Origin of the sequence: Flavobacterium agri (assembly GCF_013401995.1) — a bacterium.
Lineage (GTDB): Bacteria > Bacteroidota > Bacteroidia > Flavobacteriales > Flavobacteriaceae > Flavobacterium > Flavobacterium agri.
Genome location: NZ_JACBJI010000002.1, coordinates 323,108 through 342,681, shown reverse-complemented (window position 1 = coordinate 342,681; position 19,574 = coordinate 323,108). Strand labels below are relative to the sequence as shown.

Annotated in this window: 10 protein-coding genes; 7 read left to right on the top strand and 3 right to left on the bottom strand. The window is 47.1% G+C overall.

What is annotated here, in order from left to right; genetic code table 11:
• Window positions 1-135 precede the first annotated feature (135 nt).
• The gene (locus tag HZF10_RS05525; RefSeq protein WP_176005185.1) at window positions 136-2,841 is read right to left on the bottom strand and encodes a zinc-dependent metalloprotease; all 2,706 of its coding nucleotides are present in this window, start codon (window positions 2,839-2,841) and stop codon (window positions 136-138) included.
• Window positions 2,842-3,054: 213 nt separating this feature from the next.
• Window positions 3,055-5,718 (bottom strand): zinc-dependent metalloprotease, encoded by a 2,664-nt coding sequence (locus HZF10_RS05520; RefSeq protein ID WP_176005184.1) that lies wholly within the window; start codon window positions 5,716-5,718, stop codon window positions 3,055-3,057.
• A 183-nt stretch (window positions 5,719-5,901) separates the two neighbouring features.
• Here HZF10_RS05520 and HZF10_RS05515 point away from each other — a divergent pair, with 183 nt between their 5' ends.
• The 7 genes from HZF10_RS05515 to HZF10_RS05485 all read left to right on the top strand — a co-directional run bounded on the left by HZF10_RS05515 (window position 5,902) and on the right by HZF10_RS05485 (window position 15,158).
• Window positions 5,902-6,831: a bifunctional riboflavin kinase/FAD synthetase gene (locus tag HZF10_RS05515; RefSeq protein ID WP_176005183.1), complete on the top strand. Its 930-nt coding sequence runs from the start codon at window positions 5,902-5,904 to the stop codon at window positions 6,829-6,831.
• Window positions 6,828-8,156, top strand: a complete 1,329-nt coding sequence (locus HZF10_RS05510) for an HTTM domain-containing protein (RefSeq protein WP_176005182.1) — start codon at window positions 6,828-6,830, stop codon at window positions 8,154-8,156. The genes HZF10_RS05515 and HZF10_RS05510 overlap by 4 nt, the downstream gene beginning before the upstream one ends.
• 147 nt (window positions 8,157-8,303) lie before the next feature.
• Window positions 8,304-8,756, top strand: a complete 453-nt coding sequence (locus HZF10_RS05505) for a hypothetical protein (RefSeq protein WP_176005181.1) — start codon at window positions 8,304-8,306, stop codon at window positions 8,754-8,756.
• A gap of 147 nt (window positions 8,757-8,903) precedes the next feature.
• A complete protein-coding gene (gene bioB, locus HZF10_RS05500) occupies window positions 8,904-9,992 on the top strand; it encodes a biotin synthase BioB (RefSeq protein ID WP_176005180.1) in 1,089 nt (362 codons plus the stop codon).
• Between the two features lie 88 nt (window positions 9,993-10,080).
• Window positions 10,081-11,733: a tetratricopeptide repeat protein gene (locus HZF10_RS05495; protein WP_176005179.1), complete on the top strand. Its 1,653-nt coding sequence runs from the start codon at window positions 10,081-10,083 to the stop codon at window positions 11,731-11,733.
• A gap of 98 nt (window positions 11,734-11,831) precedes the next feature.
• Window positions 11,832-14,123, top strand: a complete 2,292-nt coding sequence (locus HZF10_RS05490) for a T9SS type A sorting domain-containing protein (RefSeq protein WP_176005178.1) — start codon at window positions 11,832-11,834, stop codon at window positions 14,121-14,123.
• A gap of 162 nt (window positions 14,124-14,285) precedes the next feature.
• Window positions 14,286-15,158 (top strand): cupin-like domain-containing protein, encoded by an 873-nt coding sequence (locus tag HZF10_RS05485; RefSeq protein ID WP_176005177.1) that lies wholly within the window; start codon window positions 14,286-14,288, stop codon window positions 15,156-15,158.
• Window positions 15,159-15,205: 47 nt separating this feature from the next.
• Here the strand turns inward: HZF10_RS05485 and HZF10_RS05480 are convergent, their stop codons facing one another.
• On the bottom strand, window positions 15,206-19,417 hold the full coding sequence (locus tag HZF10_RS05480; RefSeq protein WP_176005176.1) for a RemA C-terminal-like gliding motility protein: 4,212 nt from the start codon (window positions 19,415-19,417) through the stop codon (window positions 15,206-15,208).
• Window positions 19,418-19,574: the final 157 nt, after the last annotated feature.

The window sequence follows — 19,574 nt, the reverse complement described above, 5'->3', positions numbered from 1 at the left end:
GTCGTTGGGTCAAAACTACCAAAAAAAATAAAAAACGTTACATTTTGGTTATTTATTTATTCGGAATCAACCGATTACCTAAATAAAAAAGGGAAGCTTTCGCCTCCCTTTTCTATAACTATGATGGTTTTGTGATTATTGAACCACAACGCGTTTAACCGTCTTGTTCGCACCGTTTTGTACGGTAACGAGGTAAACTCCTGACTGAACCGATTGCAATTGAAGGTTTTCTTCGAATGCACCTGTTGCAGGATACGTTTTAGCCAAAATTCTTCTTCCCTGGATATCGTGAACATTGATTTTAATGTCGTTGCTTCCGTCTGGAGTGAATTTCACGTTGAACGATCCGTTGTTCGGGTTAGGATAAAGACTGAAATCGGTAAGTTCGAAATTGTCTGTAGCCAAAGTAACAGTAGTCGTAGTAGAGCAAATCTGCAAAGACCAGCTATTAAGAGTACCGCTGTTGGCAGCAGTTACGTCGGCGATTGCCAATCTCCACAAACCTTGTGACTGACCTCCGTTGAACACTTCAAGAAGCTGGTTGGCCGGCTTGTAAGAGTTTCCTGCACCAAGAGTGGCACAAGCCAAAGTCGGAGCCGCATCATCCCAAGTACAAACCATGTTTTGAGTGATCAGCGTAGGGCAGCTTTGCGTGTAAATCTGGCAATCTACTACTGTGCTGTTCGGCTTGACCAGACCAACGTACAAATCATTCACTTTCGGGTGCGTGATATTGATGGTCAAGTTCACATCTGAAATCGTAACGTTATCCGGAACGTCTACTGTTCCCTGAACGGCATACTGTGTATCCGGACCAGCTACAGCAGCAGCCGTAACGGTTCCTGTATATGTGTTACAAGTATTGGTAACTGTAACGGTGTATCCGATAGCGAATGATTTAGAAACCGCATAGTAAATGTTTCCTACCGGCTCGATCATGATTCGGCAATAAGGAGCGGCTACGTTCGGAACGGTAATAGCTTCAGATCCGTCGTTTGGCGTATTGGCAACCAAAGTCGTGAAAGTAGCACCGGCATCAGACGAGAACAAGATGTTTACGTTAGATGTGTTGATTCCGTTTCCAGTTGTCCCTGCAACATCCCAAGTAACGGTTTTGGCCGTATTCTGGAGCCAAGTTTCGTTTGCGATATTCGGATAAGTCACCTGGAAAGGTCCTGCAGTAGCGTTAACGGTAACGATCATTGCATCTGTTTGGGTCTGTGAAGACGTCGGACCGTTGCTGTCTCTTCCCGTAAGGGTAAAGTTCATAGTACGCGCAACAGTAGAAACGGTTTCCCACATTGTAGTCAAGTTACCTGCCAAAACGCTTGAGAAAGCCGGCATATAACGGTTAGGCGATGTTGAAGGGTTAACCGAACGGAAGTTAGGTCCGTCTGTTTTTGTAGGCGACGGATATGAAGCAGCAGCTCCTACAACCGTAGCATCATCGTTTTGTTCCCAACAGTAAGTGATCGTGTCACCTTGTGCATCGGAACCAGTTCCTTTCAAGATGAAAGCTGTTCCTTTAGGAATCGTGAAATCGGCACCAGCGTTGATAGTTGGAGGCGTATTCGCGATTGGCGTGCTAACCGGACAAGTTTTTGTCGCCATGTTAGTTTGGATCTGCAAGATACTTCTGTAAGTGAAGTAAGGATCTGAATGCGCCTGAACGTCTGTAGCACCTGTAATTCCGGCATAGGCCATAATGGTCGAACCACTTCCTGGTTCAACGTTCACTGCGTTGTTTTCAGTCGAAAACGAGAACGTGTGATTTCCTCCCATTTGGTGACCCATTTCGTGAACAACGTAATCTACGTCGAAGTTATCACCTTCCGGTATACCATCGGCAGGAGACGTGATTCCGCTTCCTTTCCCTAGTGGATTACCAATTGTCGGGTTAACGCAAACGCACCCGATACAACCGGCATTTCCACCGCCGCCATTCGAACCGAACATGTGTCCGATATCGTAATTGGCATTTCCGATAGAGTTGGTCAACGTCGTTTGCAACTGTTGGTTCCAGTCATCGATACCGTTTCCTGAATCGAAAGGAGTATACGGATCCGTTGTGGCGTTGGTAAAGATTACCGAACTCGACGAAGCGATAATGTTAAGGTGAATCGACAAATCCTTTTCCATGATACCGTTAACACGGGTCATCGTGGCGTTCATCGCATCAAGTGCATCAGAAACCTGTCCGCCGTGATAGATGGTGTATTCAGCGTTACATGACAAGGCCAAACGCATTGTTTTGTACGATTGGTTGTTCGAACGCATCACTTCTGTGTTCAACTGTTGGTTAAGAGCTACGTCGTCTGTGCTACAAACCCAAGGAAGGCTTGCGTGGCTTCTTGACTCAGCTCCTTTTACCACATAAACTGAACGGTCTGTAGTGTACGGCTCGATGAATTCAGATTTTCTGTCGGCACGAAGAAGCATCGTTTTTACTCCTTTTGGAGAAACGCTCAAGTTCAATTGTGCGGTAGGATCTGTAATTCCTTTTCCGACATAAGCGCGGATGTTCGGGTATTGCGCCTGAAGTTCTGCATCGAAGTTCGAATTTTCCCAAACGAGGAAACGCTCGAGTTGTCCGGCTGAATTCGGAATTGAAATTTCTACTCCCGCTTGTCCAGAAAATTTATCTGTTGCCGAAGCAAGAGCGGCGGTAAATTGAGCCTGATTGATTTGGTAAAGGCGTTGGTTTTCCGGAATATCGCCTGTTCTGATGGCCTGACGCCCAGAAAGCTTATCCGTGCCCACCTTTTGCCATGGCGATCCTTTTTGAGCCGAAAGGCTTCCGAAAGAAAGGGCCAATGCTAAACATAGTAAGGTTTTTTTCATTATAGTTTAATTTTTCCCAAATGTATTGGTTTTTTGTTGGACTTAAAATAGGTTTTGACGGCTAAGTTGTTAATATGTTACTTCGAGATGAACGAATTGTCAAATTTTATAGGTTTTAACACCGCCGAAATTCATTTTCGTCCTAATCCGGATCTTGGTAAAATAAAAAAGCGGTCCCAAAAATGGAACCGCTTCAAATTATTTAAAAATCAATCAGTTGATGACGATTTTTCGAACCTCTTTATGTTCGCCTTCTTGAACAGTCACCAAATAAACGCCCGATTGTACCTGGTTCAATTGGATGTTCTGTTCGAAAATGCCCGAATTCGAATACTTTTTCTCGAATACCTGACGTCCTCTCAGATCGTGTACAGCAACCGAAACGTCTTTTGTTCCTGTCGGCGTGAACTGGATCGTGAAGTTTCCGCTGTTCGGGTTCGGATAGATCGCGAAATCGGTCAAACCGAAGCTTGGCGTGGCCAATTGAGCCGTTTGTGTACAGATTTCAAGGAACCATGAGTTCACGTTTCCTATGTCTTCATTCCAGAAGTCTGCCGCAGATAGCGTCCAGGTTCCTCCCTGGGTCTTACCGTTGAAAACAGAAAGCGGTGAAGACGGCGCAAAAGTACCGGTCATGTTGGCGACGCAAGTGAATGTGGCTCCGCCATCGCTCAAGGTCACATTGAAGTTGTTGTTTCCTGCACAAGCGCGGTTCCACACCAAAGATTGGGTAGCGTCTGGGTGTGTAACGCCTAAAACAAGGTCGTTCGGATATGTATGCGTCACGTTAAGTCCGACATTCACATCTGAAATCGTACCCGTCAAAGCGGGAACGACAATCGTATTGCTGACGGTCGCGCCTGGTGTGTTCGCACCAGTTCCGTCTGGGATTACCAAAGAAGTACTGTTCGTATACGTATTACACGTTGTGGTAATGATATACCCGACAGCAAAAGACCTCGAAACCGCGTAGAAGATGTTGCCTACCGCCTCAACCATGATATAACAGCTTGTAGAGGTCACATTCGGAACGGTGATCGTTTCCGAACCGTCGTTAGCCACGTTCGCTGCCAAAGTAGTCCAGGTCGCACCTGCATCCGAAGAGAACAAAATGTTTACGTTAGCCGTGTTCACAGGCGCTGCAGTCGTTCCCGCCACGTTCCAAGTAATGGTTTCCGATGTGCCCTGAACCCAGCTTTGGTTCAAGGTTGGCGCAGTCAAGATAAAAGGCCCGGCAGTTCCGTTTACCGTTACCACCATGGCGTCCGTATTGGTTTGTCCTCCACCGGCTACATTGTCCCAAGCGGTAAGCGTAAAGTTAAGGGTACGGGCGACGGTGTTTACCGATTCCCATGTCGTGCTCAGAGTTCCTGCCAAAACGCTCGAGAAAGCCGGCATATAACGCACCGGCACTGATACCGGAGGCAAAGAGCGGAAGTTCGGACCTGTAACTTTCGTCGGTGAAGCGAAACTGTTGGCGTCTGTATCGGCATCGGTCGCGCTGTCGTTTTGTTCCCATGCATACGTAAGGGCATCTCCGTTCGGATCGGTTGCCGACCCAGTCAGTTTGTAAGCTGTTCCTTTTGGAATCGTGTAATCTGATCCTGCGCTTACGGTCGGAGCACCATTAGACATCGGGGTTGAAACCGGACAAGTCTTGGTCGCCAGGTTCGTCTGGACTTGCAAGATGCTCCTGTAAGTGAAATAATCATCTGAATGTGCCTGAACATCGGTCGCTCCCGTAATTCCGGCGTACCCCATAATCGTAGACCCACTTCCAGGCTCCACATTCACTCCAGTGCCTTCAATATTCATCGAAAAGGTATGGTTCGCTCCCAATTGGTGACCCATTTCATGGGCAACATAATCGATATCGAAATTATCTCCTTCCGGGATCGCATCTGCAGGCGAGGTGATTCCTCTTCCTTTTGTCGCATTGACGCATACGCATCCGATACAACCTGCATTACCGCCGCCGCCACTTGCTCCGAAAAGGTGACCGATGTCGTAATTTGCCGCGCCGATTGTAGTGTTCAGGTTAGTTTGGAGCTCTGCATTCCAGTTACCCATGTTCGCCGCCGGCGAATAAGGATCTGTCGCCGCATTGGTATAGACAATCGCACTGTTGTTGGCGATAATATTCAAGTGAAGCGCGAAGTCATTCTCAAAAACTCCGTTACAACGCGTCATAGTGGCGTTCATTGCATCAAGCGCATCAGAAACCTGTCCGCCGTGGTATACGGTATATTCACCTGTACACGACAGCGCCAATCTCATTGTTTTATAAATTCCGTTATTGGCCAAAGCCGTTGCGTTGTTTCGTGCCAATTCATCGTTGATGGCCACGTCTTCGGTAGTACATGCTAAAGGCAAACGTCCCGGGCGACGCGTCTTCGAATCAAAAATCACATATACGTTGCGGTCTGTAGTGAAAGGTTCGATGAATTCGGTACCGCGATCGGCACGCATTACCATAGTTTGAATACCTTTCGGACTAAGGCTGAAGTGGATTACCGCTGTAGGATCGGTCAATCCTTTACCCACGTAAGCCCTGATTTCGGGAAATTGTGCCTGAAGTTCGGGAGCGAAGTTCGAATTCTCCCACACCTGGTAACGCTCCATCGCGCCGTCCATGTTCGGGATTTGAATTACGACGCCCTGTTTTCCAGACCAACGGTTTTCTACACCTTGCAAGGTTTGCCTTAGCAAAGTCGTGTTCACCTGATACAGGTTTTGCTCTTCGGACGGGGCTACCTGCCTAATCCGTTCAAGACCGCTGGCTTTGCTTGCCGCGACCTTGGTCCATGACGAACTTTTTTGGGCACTCACTTGCCCAACAGTCACCGCCAAAGCTAAAATTAGTAGTGTTTTTTTCATTTTATCATAGTTATGGTAAGTAAACAAAAATAGCATTTTATTTTGTTTACGCACTATTTTTCATGTCTTTTTGGGAATGATTTCGACGAAAAATTGAGGAAAATTGATTTTATTTCCGAAAATTACAATCGCCTTTTGTTTGCGGTTTAAACTCCCGCTACATTTGCAATAAATCTTTACGTTTTGAAAATCGTACATTCCATCGAGGATTTCGTTCCTGTCGGAAAAACCATATTGACTTTGGGCACATTCGACGGTGTGCACATCGGTCACCGAAAAATAATCGCGCGCCTTTTACAGACGTCCGAAGAACAGAAATGCGAAAGCGTCATCCTTACTTTTTTCCCGCATCCGCGAATGGTATTGCAGTCGGATTCCGAAATAAAATTGCTCAATACGATGCCCGAAAAGGCTGAGCTTCTTGAGCAGGCCGGGCTTGAAAATCTCGTCATCCATCCGTTCGACAAAGCCTTTTCCCGACTCACGGCCGAAGAATTCGTCAAGACCGTACTCGTGGACAGGTTCAATATCTGCAAAATCATCATCGGGCATGACCATCGATTTGGTAGAAACCGTACGGCCACGATAGACGACCTTGTCGAATACGGGCATATTTACGGTTTTGGTGTAGAGCAGCTTTCGGCCGAAGAAATAGACGAAGTGTCGGTGAGTTCCACGAAAATCAGGGAAGCGCTTTTGAACGGAAACATGGCACTGGCCAATCAGTATCTCGGCTACGATTACTTTTTGACCGCAACCGTCGTCAAGGGAAAGCAACTCGGGCGCACCATCGGATTTCCGACAGCCAATCTCGACGTAAGCGAACCGTATAAACTGATCCCGAAACAAGGTGTTTACGTAGTGGAAAGCATCATCGACGGAAAGCATTTCAAAGGCATGATGAACATCGGCACGAACCCGACCGTTGGCGGACAGGACTTGTCGGTAGAGGTCAATTTCCTCGATTTCGATGGCGATCTTTACGGAAAAGAGCTCAAAGTTTCCATTTTACACAGATTGAGAAACGAAGAAAAGTTCGCTTCGATCGAAATCCTCAAACAAGAACTGGCCAAAGACCGTATCGCCACGATCGAATATTTCAAACACAGATGACTTTTACCCAAAAATTATTCCGGCCGATAGACAACGCACCTTTGATCGCGTTCCGGATTTTTTTGGGATTCCTGCTGTTTACCGAAGCTATCGGCGCAATTTTGACGGGCTGGGTCAAATCGATTTTCATAAAACCCGAGTTCACGTTTTCACATATCGGGCTTGAATGGTTGCAGCCTTTGCCCGGAAACGGCATGTATTTTTACTTTTTGACGATGGGCATTCTGGGGCTTCTGGTCATGCTCGGTTATCGCTACCGGCTCACTTTAGGTCTTTACACGATTCTATGGGCGGGCGTTTACTTCATGCAAAAGGAATCATACAACAACCATTATTACTTGCTGTTGCTGGTTTGCATGATCATGTGGCTTTTGCCCGCGAACCGATATGCATCGTTAGATGTCAAAAGAAATCCCGCCATCAAAGAACTCTCGATGCCGCAATGGTATTCGTGGGTCATGATCGTTCAAATGGCCGTCGTGTATTTTTTCGCGACGGTTTCCAAACTCACGCCCGATTGGGTAGACGGCACGTTCATCAAATTGCTTTTGGGAGGCACAGACCATCTCCCATTCATGATGAACTTATTTTCGAAGCATTGGTTCCATTTGTTCATCGCTTGGTCGGGCATGGTTTTCGATTTCGTCGTGATTCCGCTGTTTTTGTGGAAACGCACGCGCACGATCGCTTTTATCTGTTCGATCATTTTCCACATTTTCAATTCGATCGTGTTGCAAATCGGGATTTTCCCGTTTTTCGCGTTGAGTTTCATCGTTTTTTTCTATCCGGCAGACAGCATTCGAAAACTGTTTTTCAGGAAAAAACCCGTAGCCGACCCGAATACCATAATCAAAGGCCACAAATCGCTTCTGGCTTATGTGTTCGTGCCGTATTTCATCATTCAAATTTTATTGCCGCTGCGCCATTTCGCGATCAAAGGCGACGTGCTCTGGACCGAGGAAGGCCACCGTTTGAGTTGGCGCATGATGCTGCGGCAGCGATACGGCTACGCACAGTTTGAAGTCGTCGATAAAAAGACGCATTCGAAAAGTTTCTATCCGCTTTACAGGTTGTCGAACAAACAACAGCATTTTGCCACGACCAAGCCCGACGGCATCTGGCAAATGGCGCAACGCATCAAGAAGGAATACGCCGAAAAAGGCAAAGACGTGAGCGTTTTCGTGACGGGAAAAGTAGCCGTAAACGATTCGGGTTATCACGAACTCGTCGATCCGAAAGTAGATATGGCCGCCGCAAAATGGGATATTTTCGCCCACAACGACTGGATATTGCTGTACGACGAGCACTGGAAGCCGATTCCGTGAACGAAGTCATTTCAACTACTAAAATTATATTAAAGTAGATTTCCCGTTGAAAAATCCGTAATTTTTTAGTTAAATTTGATAGACACCATCAATAGGATTTTGTCTAACATTTCCGACCTATATCGGGCTAACTAAAAAACCATAACCATGAAATTTACCAGAGAACTCACCAACGGTTTCATTATTTTTCTTGGAATCGGACTTTACTTCATCATCCTTGAGCTGCTTGGCTTATCGGATGTGTTCTACTTGCGGCTTCTGAACGTCCTTTTTGTGATTTACGGTGTCAACCGAACGATTCGGGCCAATTATCAGGACGGCATCCGCGGCTACAACACGAACTTGCTATCGGCGATCATCACGTCTATGATTGGGGCGATTTTAAGCATTGCCAGTTTGCTCACGTACATTTACATCAAAGGTGGCGAGCCTTTCCTTAAGAACCTTGCGGAAAACTTCATTTTCGGAGGAGGCGACCTGACCATCCAACAATACTGTATCGGTCTTTTGTTCGAGTCCACAGCGGCCTCGCTGATCGTTTCTTTCTGTTTGATGCAATATTGGAAAGACAAGGTAGAGGTCATCAATCGCGTCGATTAAGCATCTTTAAACATACAGATACCTGCAATTCAACCCCTTGTAGCGATTGCAGGTTTTTTTATGCCCGATACTTTCCCGTTTTGCAGCGGCCTTCTGCCCTACTTAAAGAAGAATTCCCTACTTTTGGAGCAAACAAAACCAGGCCTTATGACCCAAACCAAACACGATTGGACGAAGGAAGAAATCATCGCCCTGTACAACAAGCCCTTGATGGACCTGCTTTTTGAAGCGGCCTCGGTTCACCGTCAAAACCACGACCCGAACGTGGTGCAAGTCTCTACGCTTTTATCGATCAAAACCGGAGGATGTCCCGAAGATTGCGGTTATTGTCCGCAGGCAGCCCGTTACCATACCAATGTAGAAGGAAACGACCTTATGACCGTAAACCATGTGAAAGCCCAGGCATTGCGTGCCAAAGCCAGTGGATCTTCACGCGTTTGCATGGGAGCGGCTTGGAGAAACGTGAAAGACGGCCCTGAATTCGACCAGGTGCTCGAAATGGTGCGTACCATCAACAAATTGGATATGGAAGTTTGCTGTACACTTGGCATGCTTACCGAAAATCAGGCGCATCGTTTGGCCGAAGCCGGTTTGTACGCCTACAACCACAACCTCGACACTTCAGAAGAATATTATAAGGAAGTCATTTCGACACGCGGTTTCGAAGACCGTTTGCAAACGATCGAAAACGTGCGTAAAACGAACGTAACGGTTTGTTCAGGCGGAATCATCGGAATGGGCGAAAGCATCGAAGACCGCGCCGGAATGCTCGTTGCTTTGGCGACTTTGAACCCGCAACCGGAATCGGTGCCGATCAATGCGCTTGTAGCAGTTGAAGGAACTCCGATGGAAGATGAAAAACCGGTCGAGATCTGGGAAATGATCCGAATGGTCGCCACGACAAGGATCGTGATGCCCGAAACCCAAGTGCGCCTTTCTGCGGGAAGAACCAATATGTCGCGCGAAGGACAAGCAATGTGCTTCTTTGCAGGCGCCAACTCTATTTTCGCCGGAGACAAATTGCTTACGACACCGAACCCGGACGTGAACGAAGACATGAAAATGTTCGAAATGCTCGGTTTGGTCGCACAAAAACCATTCATCAAAAAAATGCAGCCACAAACGGTAGAAGCACAAGATTCACAATTCGAATCGCTTGGCGAAAAACCAAGATGGACGCGTCCAGGACACACGATCGACCGCAATCTAGAGGCCGCCGGCAAAAAATTGGTTTAATTCGTTTTATCATATAGGTGAAGGCTTTCCGAAAGGAGAGCTTTCTTTTTTACAGGCTTTCGTAACTTTGGGCAAACCATCCGAACAAATGCCTTTCATCCGTGTTGTCTTATCATTCGTATTTGCGTGCCTTTTGGCGCAAACCGCCGCTTGGGGTCAAACCCGGCAAGACTGCGATTCGCTGATCGTGAAAGGCGTCAAGGCGATGCAGAACCAACAGCACGCCAAATCGTTGGAATTGCTTGCCGAAGCCAAATCTATCGCGCACAAGCAGAACTGGCCAGAGCAGGAATTCCTTGCAATCAACAATATTGGCGCGAATTACTACATCCTTTTGGAATACGGCGAAGCACTCGATCATTATCTCGAAGCTTACACATTGGCGATCAGAAAGCTTCAACCCAAATTCGAGATGATCGTGCTCAATAATATCGCGATTTTGTATTCGAAGGAAAAGAAATTCGACAAGGCCGACGAATATTTCGGTAAAGCCTATAACATCGCCAAAGAAAACAACGACAAGCTCAAGATTGGCTTGTATGCGATGAATCTGGGCAATGTCGCCAACGAAGTCCACAAACCTCAAATAGCGCGCGATTATTTTCTCGAGGCGATTCCGTTGCTCAAAAACCAGCCCGAATTTTCTGCCATGGCCAAAGTAGGCATGGCAGAAAGCGAGTACCAGCAAGGCCGATGGAGTGAAGCACGTACTTCTGCATTACAGATTTACGATTCGATAAAAAACTCGGCTTTCGAAGACGCCAAAACCTCATCGTTGATTATCGCCGGAAAATCGTTCCTCAAGGAAAACAACCTGCCGCAGGCCGAAAAATACCTGAACCTTCTCATTGCTTCTAAACCCAACCTCGAAACCAAGATTACGCTTTTTGATATGCTTTCGGACCTTCACTTCAGGGCCAAGCGCTTCGATAAGGCGCTCGTTTGCAAGGATTCCATCATCAAGATTAACAGCCAGCTCGAAGCCATCAAAAACGGGAAATTGCTCGAGACCAACAAGGCGAAGTTCGAAATCAAAAATTATCAGAACGAACTCGTTTTGAAAGAAGCGAAAATCACGAACGAACGTCGTATTTTCTATTCGATTACGGCGATCATCCTTGTCATTTTGGCTTTGGTGATCTGGTCGTTGCGCAACCGTTCGATCAAACACAAGCAAAAGAAACTCATTGCCGAGCGCAATCAGCAAATCCTGTATCTCGAACTCGAAAAGGAAAAGAACGAACATCTGTTGCTTGAAAAACTGTCAAAGGAAAACGAAACGACGGCCTTGCTCGAACAGGAACGCCTCAAAAACGAACTCGAAGCGCGCAACCGCAAGCTTTCGGCCAAAGCCTTGTATTTATCGGGACGTAACGAGATGATCGAGGAAGTACTTTCGGAACTTTCGAAAATCCCGCAACTTTCAGAAGACAAAGTCCTGTCGACACGTATCGATTCGCTCAAGAAACATTTGAAGTCCGATGGCCAATGGGACGACTTCATCACGCACTTCGAAGAGGTCAACCACACGTTTTTGAACGCACTCAAGACCAAGCACGCGAACCTTACGGCAAACGACATCCGTTTCCTGTCTTACATTTATATGAATTTGAGCAATAAGGAGATCGCATCCATGCTCAACATTACCGTAGAAGCGTGCAGGAAACGCAAGGAAAGACTATCCGATAAAATGTCTATTCCTGAACACGTTAACCTTTACGACTACCTCGCAACCCTTTAGAATCACGGATTGTCGCGTTTTCGGTCACGTTTTGTCACGCCGTTATTTTTGAATTGGGGCTTGTTTTTCTGAAACTTTCGGAAAACAAAAAAACCGCAATGAAAAAACCTATTACGCTTGCCTTGCTGCTTTGGTCGCTTTTTTCGGCCCAGGCGCAAACCACTTTTGAAGCAACGGAACAGTACGGGAAGTTATACGACCTTACTTACGATGCAACCATCCCAAATCGCATTTATGCCATTACGCTAAGCAACCACATCGTATCGTCTGACGACAACGGACTTTCGTGGCATCTTTTCTTTTCGAGCCCGTCTGGTGAATACATGAGAGATTTGAAATTGTTGCCTGGAAACGCAGGCCTTTCGTTCTCTGTAGGAAGCGGCATCGGATTCGTCGACATCGCTTCACAACAACTCACACATTTCTTCCCGGTTCCTCAAAGCAACGTTCCCGAAGCTGCGGCGCATACCGTAACTTCGTATTCGGTTTACGACGCACAAGGCACGACGATTTTGGTGAACACGAACTTCCGCGTCGGTTTGTCGAGTTTCGGAAAAGCCTTCTACACTTCGAGTTCGGGCAACACCTGGAATGAAATTTACTACACCGTCGATCACGACAACGTGTTCATTAACAACGTGGCCATCAGCCCGAACAATCCCGATAAGATTTTCCTCATGCGCAGCCACGGGAATACCGATATAGACGGCGGATTGTGGATTTCTACCGATGCGGGAGCTACTTTTAACGAAAAACTTTCAGGTATCACGCTTGATCCGATCGCTTTCCATCCGACCAATGCGCAGGAAATCCTATTGGGTACGGGTATAGGCGCCGGAGTGCATCCTGAAAACCTGTATAAGTCTACCGACGGCGGTTCGACGTGGTCAGTCATTCCAATCACCTGGAACGACCAGACGCTTAACAACATCACGACGGTCAAATATTGCCCTCAGGATCCGAGCAATATCATCGTGCTCGACGAAAACGAAATCCTTACGACGATTAACGGAGGCGCAAGTTGGACGCAGACGGTATATCCTGTTGGCGAGAGCATGCAATATTACTATGGTTTGAACGCGTCCTTCAACCCGGCGAACAAAGACCAGATTGCTATCGGAACCGATTTCTATCCGCAATTTACCGTTGACGGAGGTGCTTCCTTGACCCAAATCAAAGCCAAGTTCTACAACGTCATCAGCACCGCGGTCGTAAAAGACAACGGCGTCACGCATCTGTACTACGGCGCACAAGGCGGACGCGTGCACAAAAACATGAATACGGGCGATCAACAGGCATATGATACGGAATTGGTGAATTCGTTCAATCCGAAGCGCAATTTCATCTATGCCGACCCGAACGTTCCGGGGCGTGTTTTCACGTTTGCCTCGCTTGGCTTCTTTGGCGGAGCGATCAACGTGAGCACCGATTACGGCGCTACGGCTACCGATATCTATCCTGCATTCGCCGACGACATTCAGGAACTTACCATCGATCCGAACAACAACAATATCATTTACATTTCATTGCGCTCGGGCGAGGCCGGCAGCATGATCAAGCTTGATATTTCCGATATGAACAACGTAATCTCTACGGATATCTTCACGCCTTATGTGGGCGAAGGTGTCGGTGTGGTGACGGGAATCGTGATCAATCCGGCAAACTCGAACGAAATTTACATTTCACTATACGACAGGGTTTTCAAATCTACCGACGGTGGCGAAAACTGGATCGAAAAGAGCAACGGTCTCCAAGCGATTTCGAACAGCGGTCTTATTTGGGACATGACGCAAAACCCGTTAGATCCGACACAATTGACGTTGAGCTCAAGCGTAGGGATTTTTACGTCGTACGATTCGGCCGAAACCTGGACGTCGCTTATGTGGGGCAACGTATATCGCGTGAAACACTCGCCTTTGAACAACGGTGTTTTGGTAGGAACCGTACATGCGAATTCTCAAGGTATGGCCCAGATTTACTATTCTGTCGACGGCGGGCAAAACTGGGAAACCGTTTCTGAAGAAACCTTGAATTACCTGCAAGGTTATTGGGTCGACTATCTTTTTGAAGACGACACGATCGAATGCTACATCGCTACATCCGATTTGGGTGTCGTGAAATATGTGATCGAAGACTTGCAGCTTGGCACGCATCAGCCTGTAGGCCCGAATCCGATCGCTTTGTATCCGAACCCGGCTTCGGACACGGTAAACGTCGGAATCGATGCGAGCGAGCTAGTTTCGGCTCAAATCTGGTCTGTGACCGGACAGAAAATCATGGAAACCACTTCTCCTAATATCAACGTTTCCTCTTTGAGCAACGGGGTTTATTTTGTGCGGATCAACACAACTGCCAACAAGACTTTTACCTCAAAATTAGTGAAAGAGTAGTTTTTTTATTTATCTAAATTGGGATGGCGCTTCTCTTCGGGGAAGCGCTTTTTTTTGGCAAAAGATTAGCAGAAAGGGCAGTTTACAATTCCGTAACACTCGCTAACTTTGATAGGAAAGCGGTCAAAAACACTACTTTTTTGTCCAAAAACAACACAACACATGCCTTTAGACCTAACTGAAATTGAACGTGTAGCGTCTATCTCGAGAGAAGATTTCTACAACAATTACGTAAAGAAACAGAAGCCCGTGGTAATCGAAAAACTGACCGAAGACTGGCCGGCTTACCACAAATGGAACTTCGAATACATGAAAAATGTGGCCGGAAACCAAGTCGTCCCTTTGTATGATGACCGGCCCGTTTCGCACAAAGACAAATTCAATCAGGCGCATGCCGAAATGAAGATGTCCGAATATATCGATTTGCTCGAATCGAAGCCCACGAATTACCGCATTTTCCTGTATAATCTGGTAAAACAGGTTCCCGTATTGCGCGAAGATTTCAAATGGCCCGATTTGGGATTGAGCCTCATCAAGCAAATGCCGATGCTGTTTTTCGGCGGACGCGACTCGAAGGTATTCATCCATTACGACATCGATTATTCGAACATCCTGCATTTCCATTTTCACGGCACGAAACGCTGCGTATTGTTCGCTCCCGACCAAACGCCGTATTTGTACAAAGTTCCGCATGCGTTGATTTCGCGCGAAGACATCGATTACGACAATCCTGATTTCGAGAAATTCCCGGCACTCAAAAAAGCGAAAGGACTTGTCACCACGCTCAAACACGGCGAAATGCTGTATATGCCTGAAGGTTATTGGCATTATATGAAATATCTGACTCCGGGATTTTCGATGAGTTTACGCGCGCTTCCGAGGGAAATCGTAAACCTTGGCAAGGCCGCATATAACATTTTCATCATGCGCCATTTCGACAACCTGATGCGCAAATGGAAAGGCCAATCCTGGATCGATTACAAGAATGAGCAAGCCATAGAGCGCACGCACAAACAACTTGGCATCGGCGTATAAAAGACAACCCCGACGCGAGCCGGGGTTTATCATGAGAGTGAAGTTTATCAGTAAATGATTTTCTTGGAAATCACGGCTCCGTTAGCCAACTTTGATTTTACGATCAACGATTGCTGATTGCTGACGACATTCCGGATCGTAAAATCGGTCGAATGCACATCGTTGGTTTCGTAAATGTTACGGCCCAAAAGATCGTATACTGCAATCGACTCGATATCCTCGCCAAAAGATTTGAGATGGATCGCATTGTCGTTGACGGCAATCGTCAGGCTGTTTTGCAAATCGAATTCGGGAGTGGAAAGCTGTTCGGTCGTATAGCGCAATTCGAATCGTGTATCGAATGTTCCCGCCGAAGTAGTGAACGCATACGGGCTTTGTTTCAAATCGTGGATGATGTTGAGCACCTTATCTTCCAAATAGATGTTCTGGTTTTCGAACAAACCGTCGAATCCTTCAAGACCAATCGAAAAGTTACCCGCAGCGGTCGTTTTGTAACCGAGTTTCACCTTGTCGGAATCTACGAACGGAAGCCCGCGGCCTTGTATAGCAAACGTATCTTGGCCTTGATCTATAAACGAATAGAGCGATAGGAAATTGCCTCCGTTGGCGAACGGTCCGTCAAACAGCAAATCAATTCCGTTCGACGCACCTTCGGCATAACCGACCAAAGTTTGCTTGAACCAGCCCGAATCGTTAAAGATATCAAGCCAAATACGGTGTTTTTCTATATCTCCGGGCACTGAAACCGTTCCTGTATTATGATGGCCTTGAAGATCGGGCCTGAAGAAGGTCGTATTGTTGCCTGTGAGACGCATACTGTTGTTGAACGTGACGTTTCCTGGCGTATGGCTTACGACAAAGAATCCCTGTCCCGATGCGATTTTACCGTTCGGAATGGTATTGTTTACGCCAACACTTGGTGCGGCCATCGTTCCTGTTCCGCCCAAAAGGTTGTACGCCGCATAATCGTTGTACACATAATTCTGGTTCGTGATTGGCGTATTGTGTGTCCAGAAATAAATTGTTCCGCTAAGAAGGGCCGAATTTCCGGGAAGCTGCAGGAAGGTGTCGGCGTTGATTGCCGATGGATAAGGATTTCCGACCAAATTCCAGGTTCCGATAGAGTTGTAAACCGCCGGTGTCACGAATCCGTTATTCGGGCTTCCGACAAAATTAGCCGCATACACCTGAGGCGTAGACGTAAAGGTTTGAGGCGCCCTGATGATATATCCGATTCCCGGCGTCATGATCGACGAACTTGGCACCGATTGCCAATTGTTGATTTGGGTGTTGAACGAATAGAATTTATCGGGAGTCGTATTCGGCGACAGGTTATAAAGCGTTTGGCCGCCAACCGGACTCGACCAATAGGTGTAATCGTAAAGTCTCATCGGGGTTGAATTCCTACGTACTGTTACATTGCCGATATTCGTCGCAAAATCGTTTCGCTGCACCAAACTTCCACCGCTTTGCACGATGATGGAACCTGCATTCTCGATATCGCTTTCACTGCTCAGGTATTGCCCGCTTGCTATCGTTAGCGTTTTTCCTGCGTTTATCTGACATTTACAGGCCGTAATATTGCCTAGCGAAGTGTTATAGTCGGCATCGAAAATCGCTTTGGTGGTTTGGGTTGGCACACCGTTCGTCCAAGCTCCGTTCCAAGTTGTGGTCACTTCCTTGCGTCCGAAAAGGCTTACGTTGTCGATGGCCCAAATTTCGGCTGCGCTATTGTTGATTAGGGTGATGCGTACCATAAGGTTTGACGCCTTAGGCAGGTTCGCCAATCGGATCGTGCTCATACCGTCGGCGGTTATATAACCTGCAGTCGCCGTAGTGTAACTCGTCACGACATTGTTTCCGTCGTATGTAGCGGTGATGATTCCGGTTCCCGAAGTGAAACTCCATTTCGCATTCGCGTTACCGATCAGATCCAATTCGTTTGACCAGGTAAGGCCTCCGTTAGAACTCACCGCGACGATGATTTTATCGGTATTATCGCTTCCTTCGGTATTATTAGTCGACATCGAAGCCAAACGGAAAGACAGTTCGATATCGCTGTAAAGTAGCGTATTGGTAGCGGCAAAGGTCACATTAGAAGTGGCGTTGGTCACTTGAAGGCTTCTTCCTCCTATAAAACGGCTACTTGTACCCGAATCCCCGGAAACTCCATAAGCCGTTCCCGCCGCAACGGTATAGCCAGTTCCCGAATAGGTCCACGTAGGCGTTGCAGGTGAGGTTTCGAAATCCTGGATGCTAATGGTTTCGACCGCTCCGTACGCGCAAGGCACATAGTCAAGTCCGTAGCCGCGAATTGCGAATGTGTACGGATTCTCATCAAAATCGTTATTTACCAAATTCACCTGGGCGTTCTTTATCCCTACAGACGATGGGTCGAAACGAATCGTGAAAGTAGTGCTGGCATTGATTGCCAACGTTGCACTCGGAGAAGATATGATTGAGAATTCCGAGGCATTGACACCCGTTATGGTCAAAGCGCCGATGGTCATGGCCGCAGTTCCCGTGTTCTTTATCGTATACGTTCGGTCGAGCGTCGCGCCTGTGATATTGAGATAATCGAAGAAAGTATGGTTGATAAGCGTTGGAGTCGTGCTTCCGCTTACGATGGGTTGTGAATTTCCCGTGATATCGATTTCGGGTGTGATTCCTTTTCCTTGAATCAAGAACGTATAGGGACTTTCGGTCAATCCGGTAAATGGATCATTGATAGCATCATTATTCGGAATCGTGACCAAAGCGGTACGTATTCCCGCTGCCTGAGGTGTGAAGGTAATTATGAAATTCGATCCAAAACCACCGTTGATATTGGTAGATGTAGGCTGAGTCGTCACGACAAAATCACCTGGGTTCGTCCCTCCGATCTGTACTTTCGGAGTGCCCGTCAATTGAAGGATCGACGCGATGTTGGCGGTATTTTGTATGCGATAGTCTTTAGAAACACTTGTTCCGACGATCTGGTCGGCTACCCAAAGCGTATTGTTGCCCGCAGCCGGAATCATGTTCCCACTGGTGATGTTTGACGTGCCTCCGGTATTTCCTTTTACGTTTATATCGGGCTTAGGGATGAGTCCATATCCCTGGATATCGAACCAATATACGCCTTCATTACTGTCTGTATTGTAAATCGTCACGCGCGCTTTTCGCAGCCCTTCGTCGCTTGGGTCGAATTTAATCGTGAGTTCCCTGAAGTTACTCCCCGAACCGGCCGGTAATATGTCTCCCGTCGGCAGGTTGTTTGATGCGGGAATATAAATGGAAAAGTCGGCCGCCTGCGGTCCTGTAATGGTTATGTTACTTACATTGAGCAGCGCACCTCCGAGGTTTTGGATTTGGAAAGTCGTATTTAGGCTCGCACCGACTGTTGAAAGAGGCGAACCGATTGGGGCGAAATCTGTTCCTTCGGCTACCGTCGGAGTCGTATCTCCCGTCAAAACGGTCACGCCAGAAACGCCTTTCACGTTTATTTCGGGAGCAGGCGCGCCGTAGTAGGCCGAAATCTGAATGTCGTCCAATCCGAATTCATCGCGATCGCCCGTTCCACTTACGTCTTGCGAAGTCCACCTCAAATAATAGAATCCGCCCGGAGCGATATTGATTCCCGTAATGATGATGGAACGCGCCGGAGAAACGCCGATCGCCGTCCATTGGAAAGCATCCGGAGCTTCTGGCGAAATGTAATCGAGACTCGGTTCATCCTGATAGACAACATCATCCGAAGAATGCGAGAAATTGAACGAAGAAGCCCTTCCTTCGTCATTTCGGATAAACAAATTATAGGAAACCGTAAGCTGGGTCAGGTTGGTCGTGCCGTTGTTTTTGAGTTTGAGGACAATCGAACCGGGATTGAAATCGGTATCGGTCGGTTGTACCATAAAAGCCGGATTCGCAACCGTTCCGGGCAATTCGGTATAGGCATAAAGCCCGCCAGTCAATACGGGATTGGTAATTTGACCGCGACCGAAATCATCTACGGTTTGTGTTCCACCAAAGCCTAAAACGCCAAAATCGAATCCGCGAACGTCCCAAGCGTTGGAGTTCAACCTACCTGCAATTGTCGGGTTCGGAGAGAAACCTGCAGCCTTATATGCCGTACTTGGGTTGGTTCCGACGGTCGTTTGCATCGATGCAGAGAAATCTACAGTCACGTTCGGAGCCGCCTCGGTAAGCATTACCTGGGCGTTCACCGCGCTGAATGCCAATAAAATAAAGGCAATAGATAAGTAGATTCTCAGTTTCATGGTAGTAGGATTACGCTAATTTGTTTGCTTGGGAATTGTAACTTTCAAACATACAAATAAAAGATTTACAGCGATTTAACACAAAGTCATTCTCGACGAATAACAAAAAAAACCGATGAATTACATCGGTTTTTTCTGATTAGTTTTTTAACGTAAA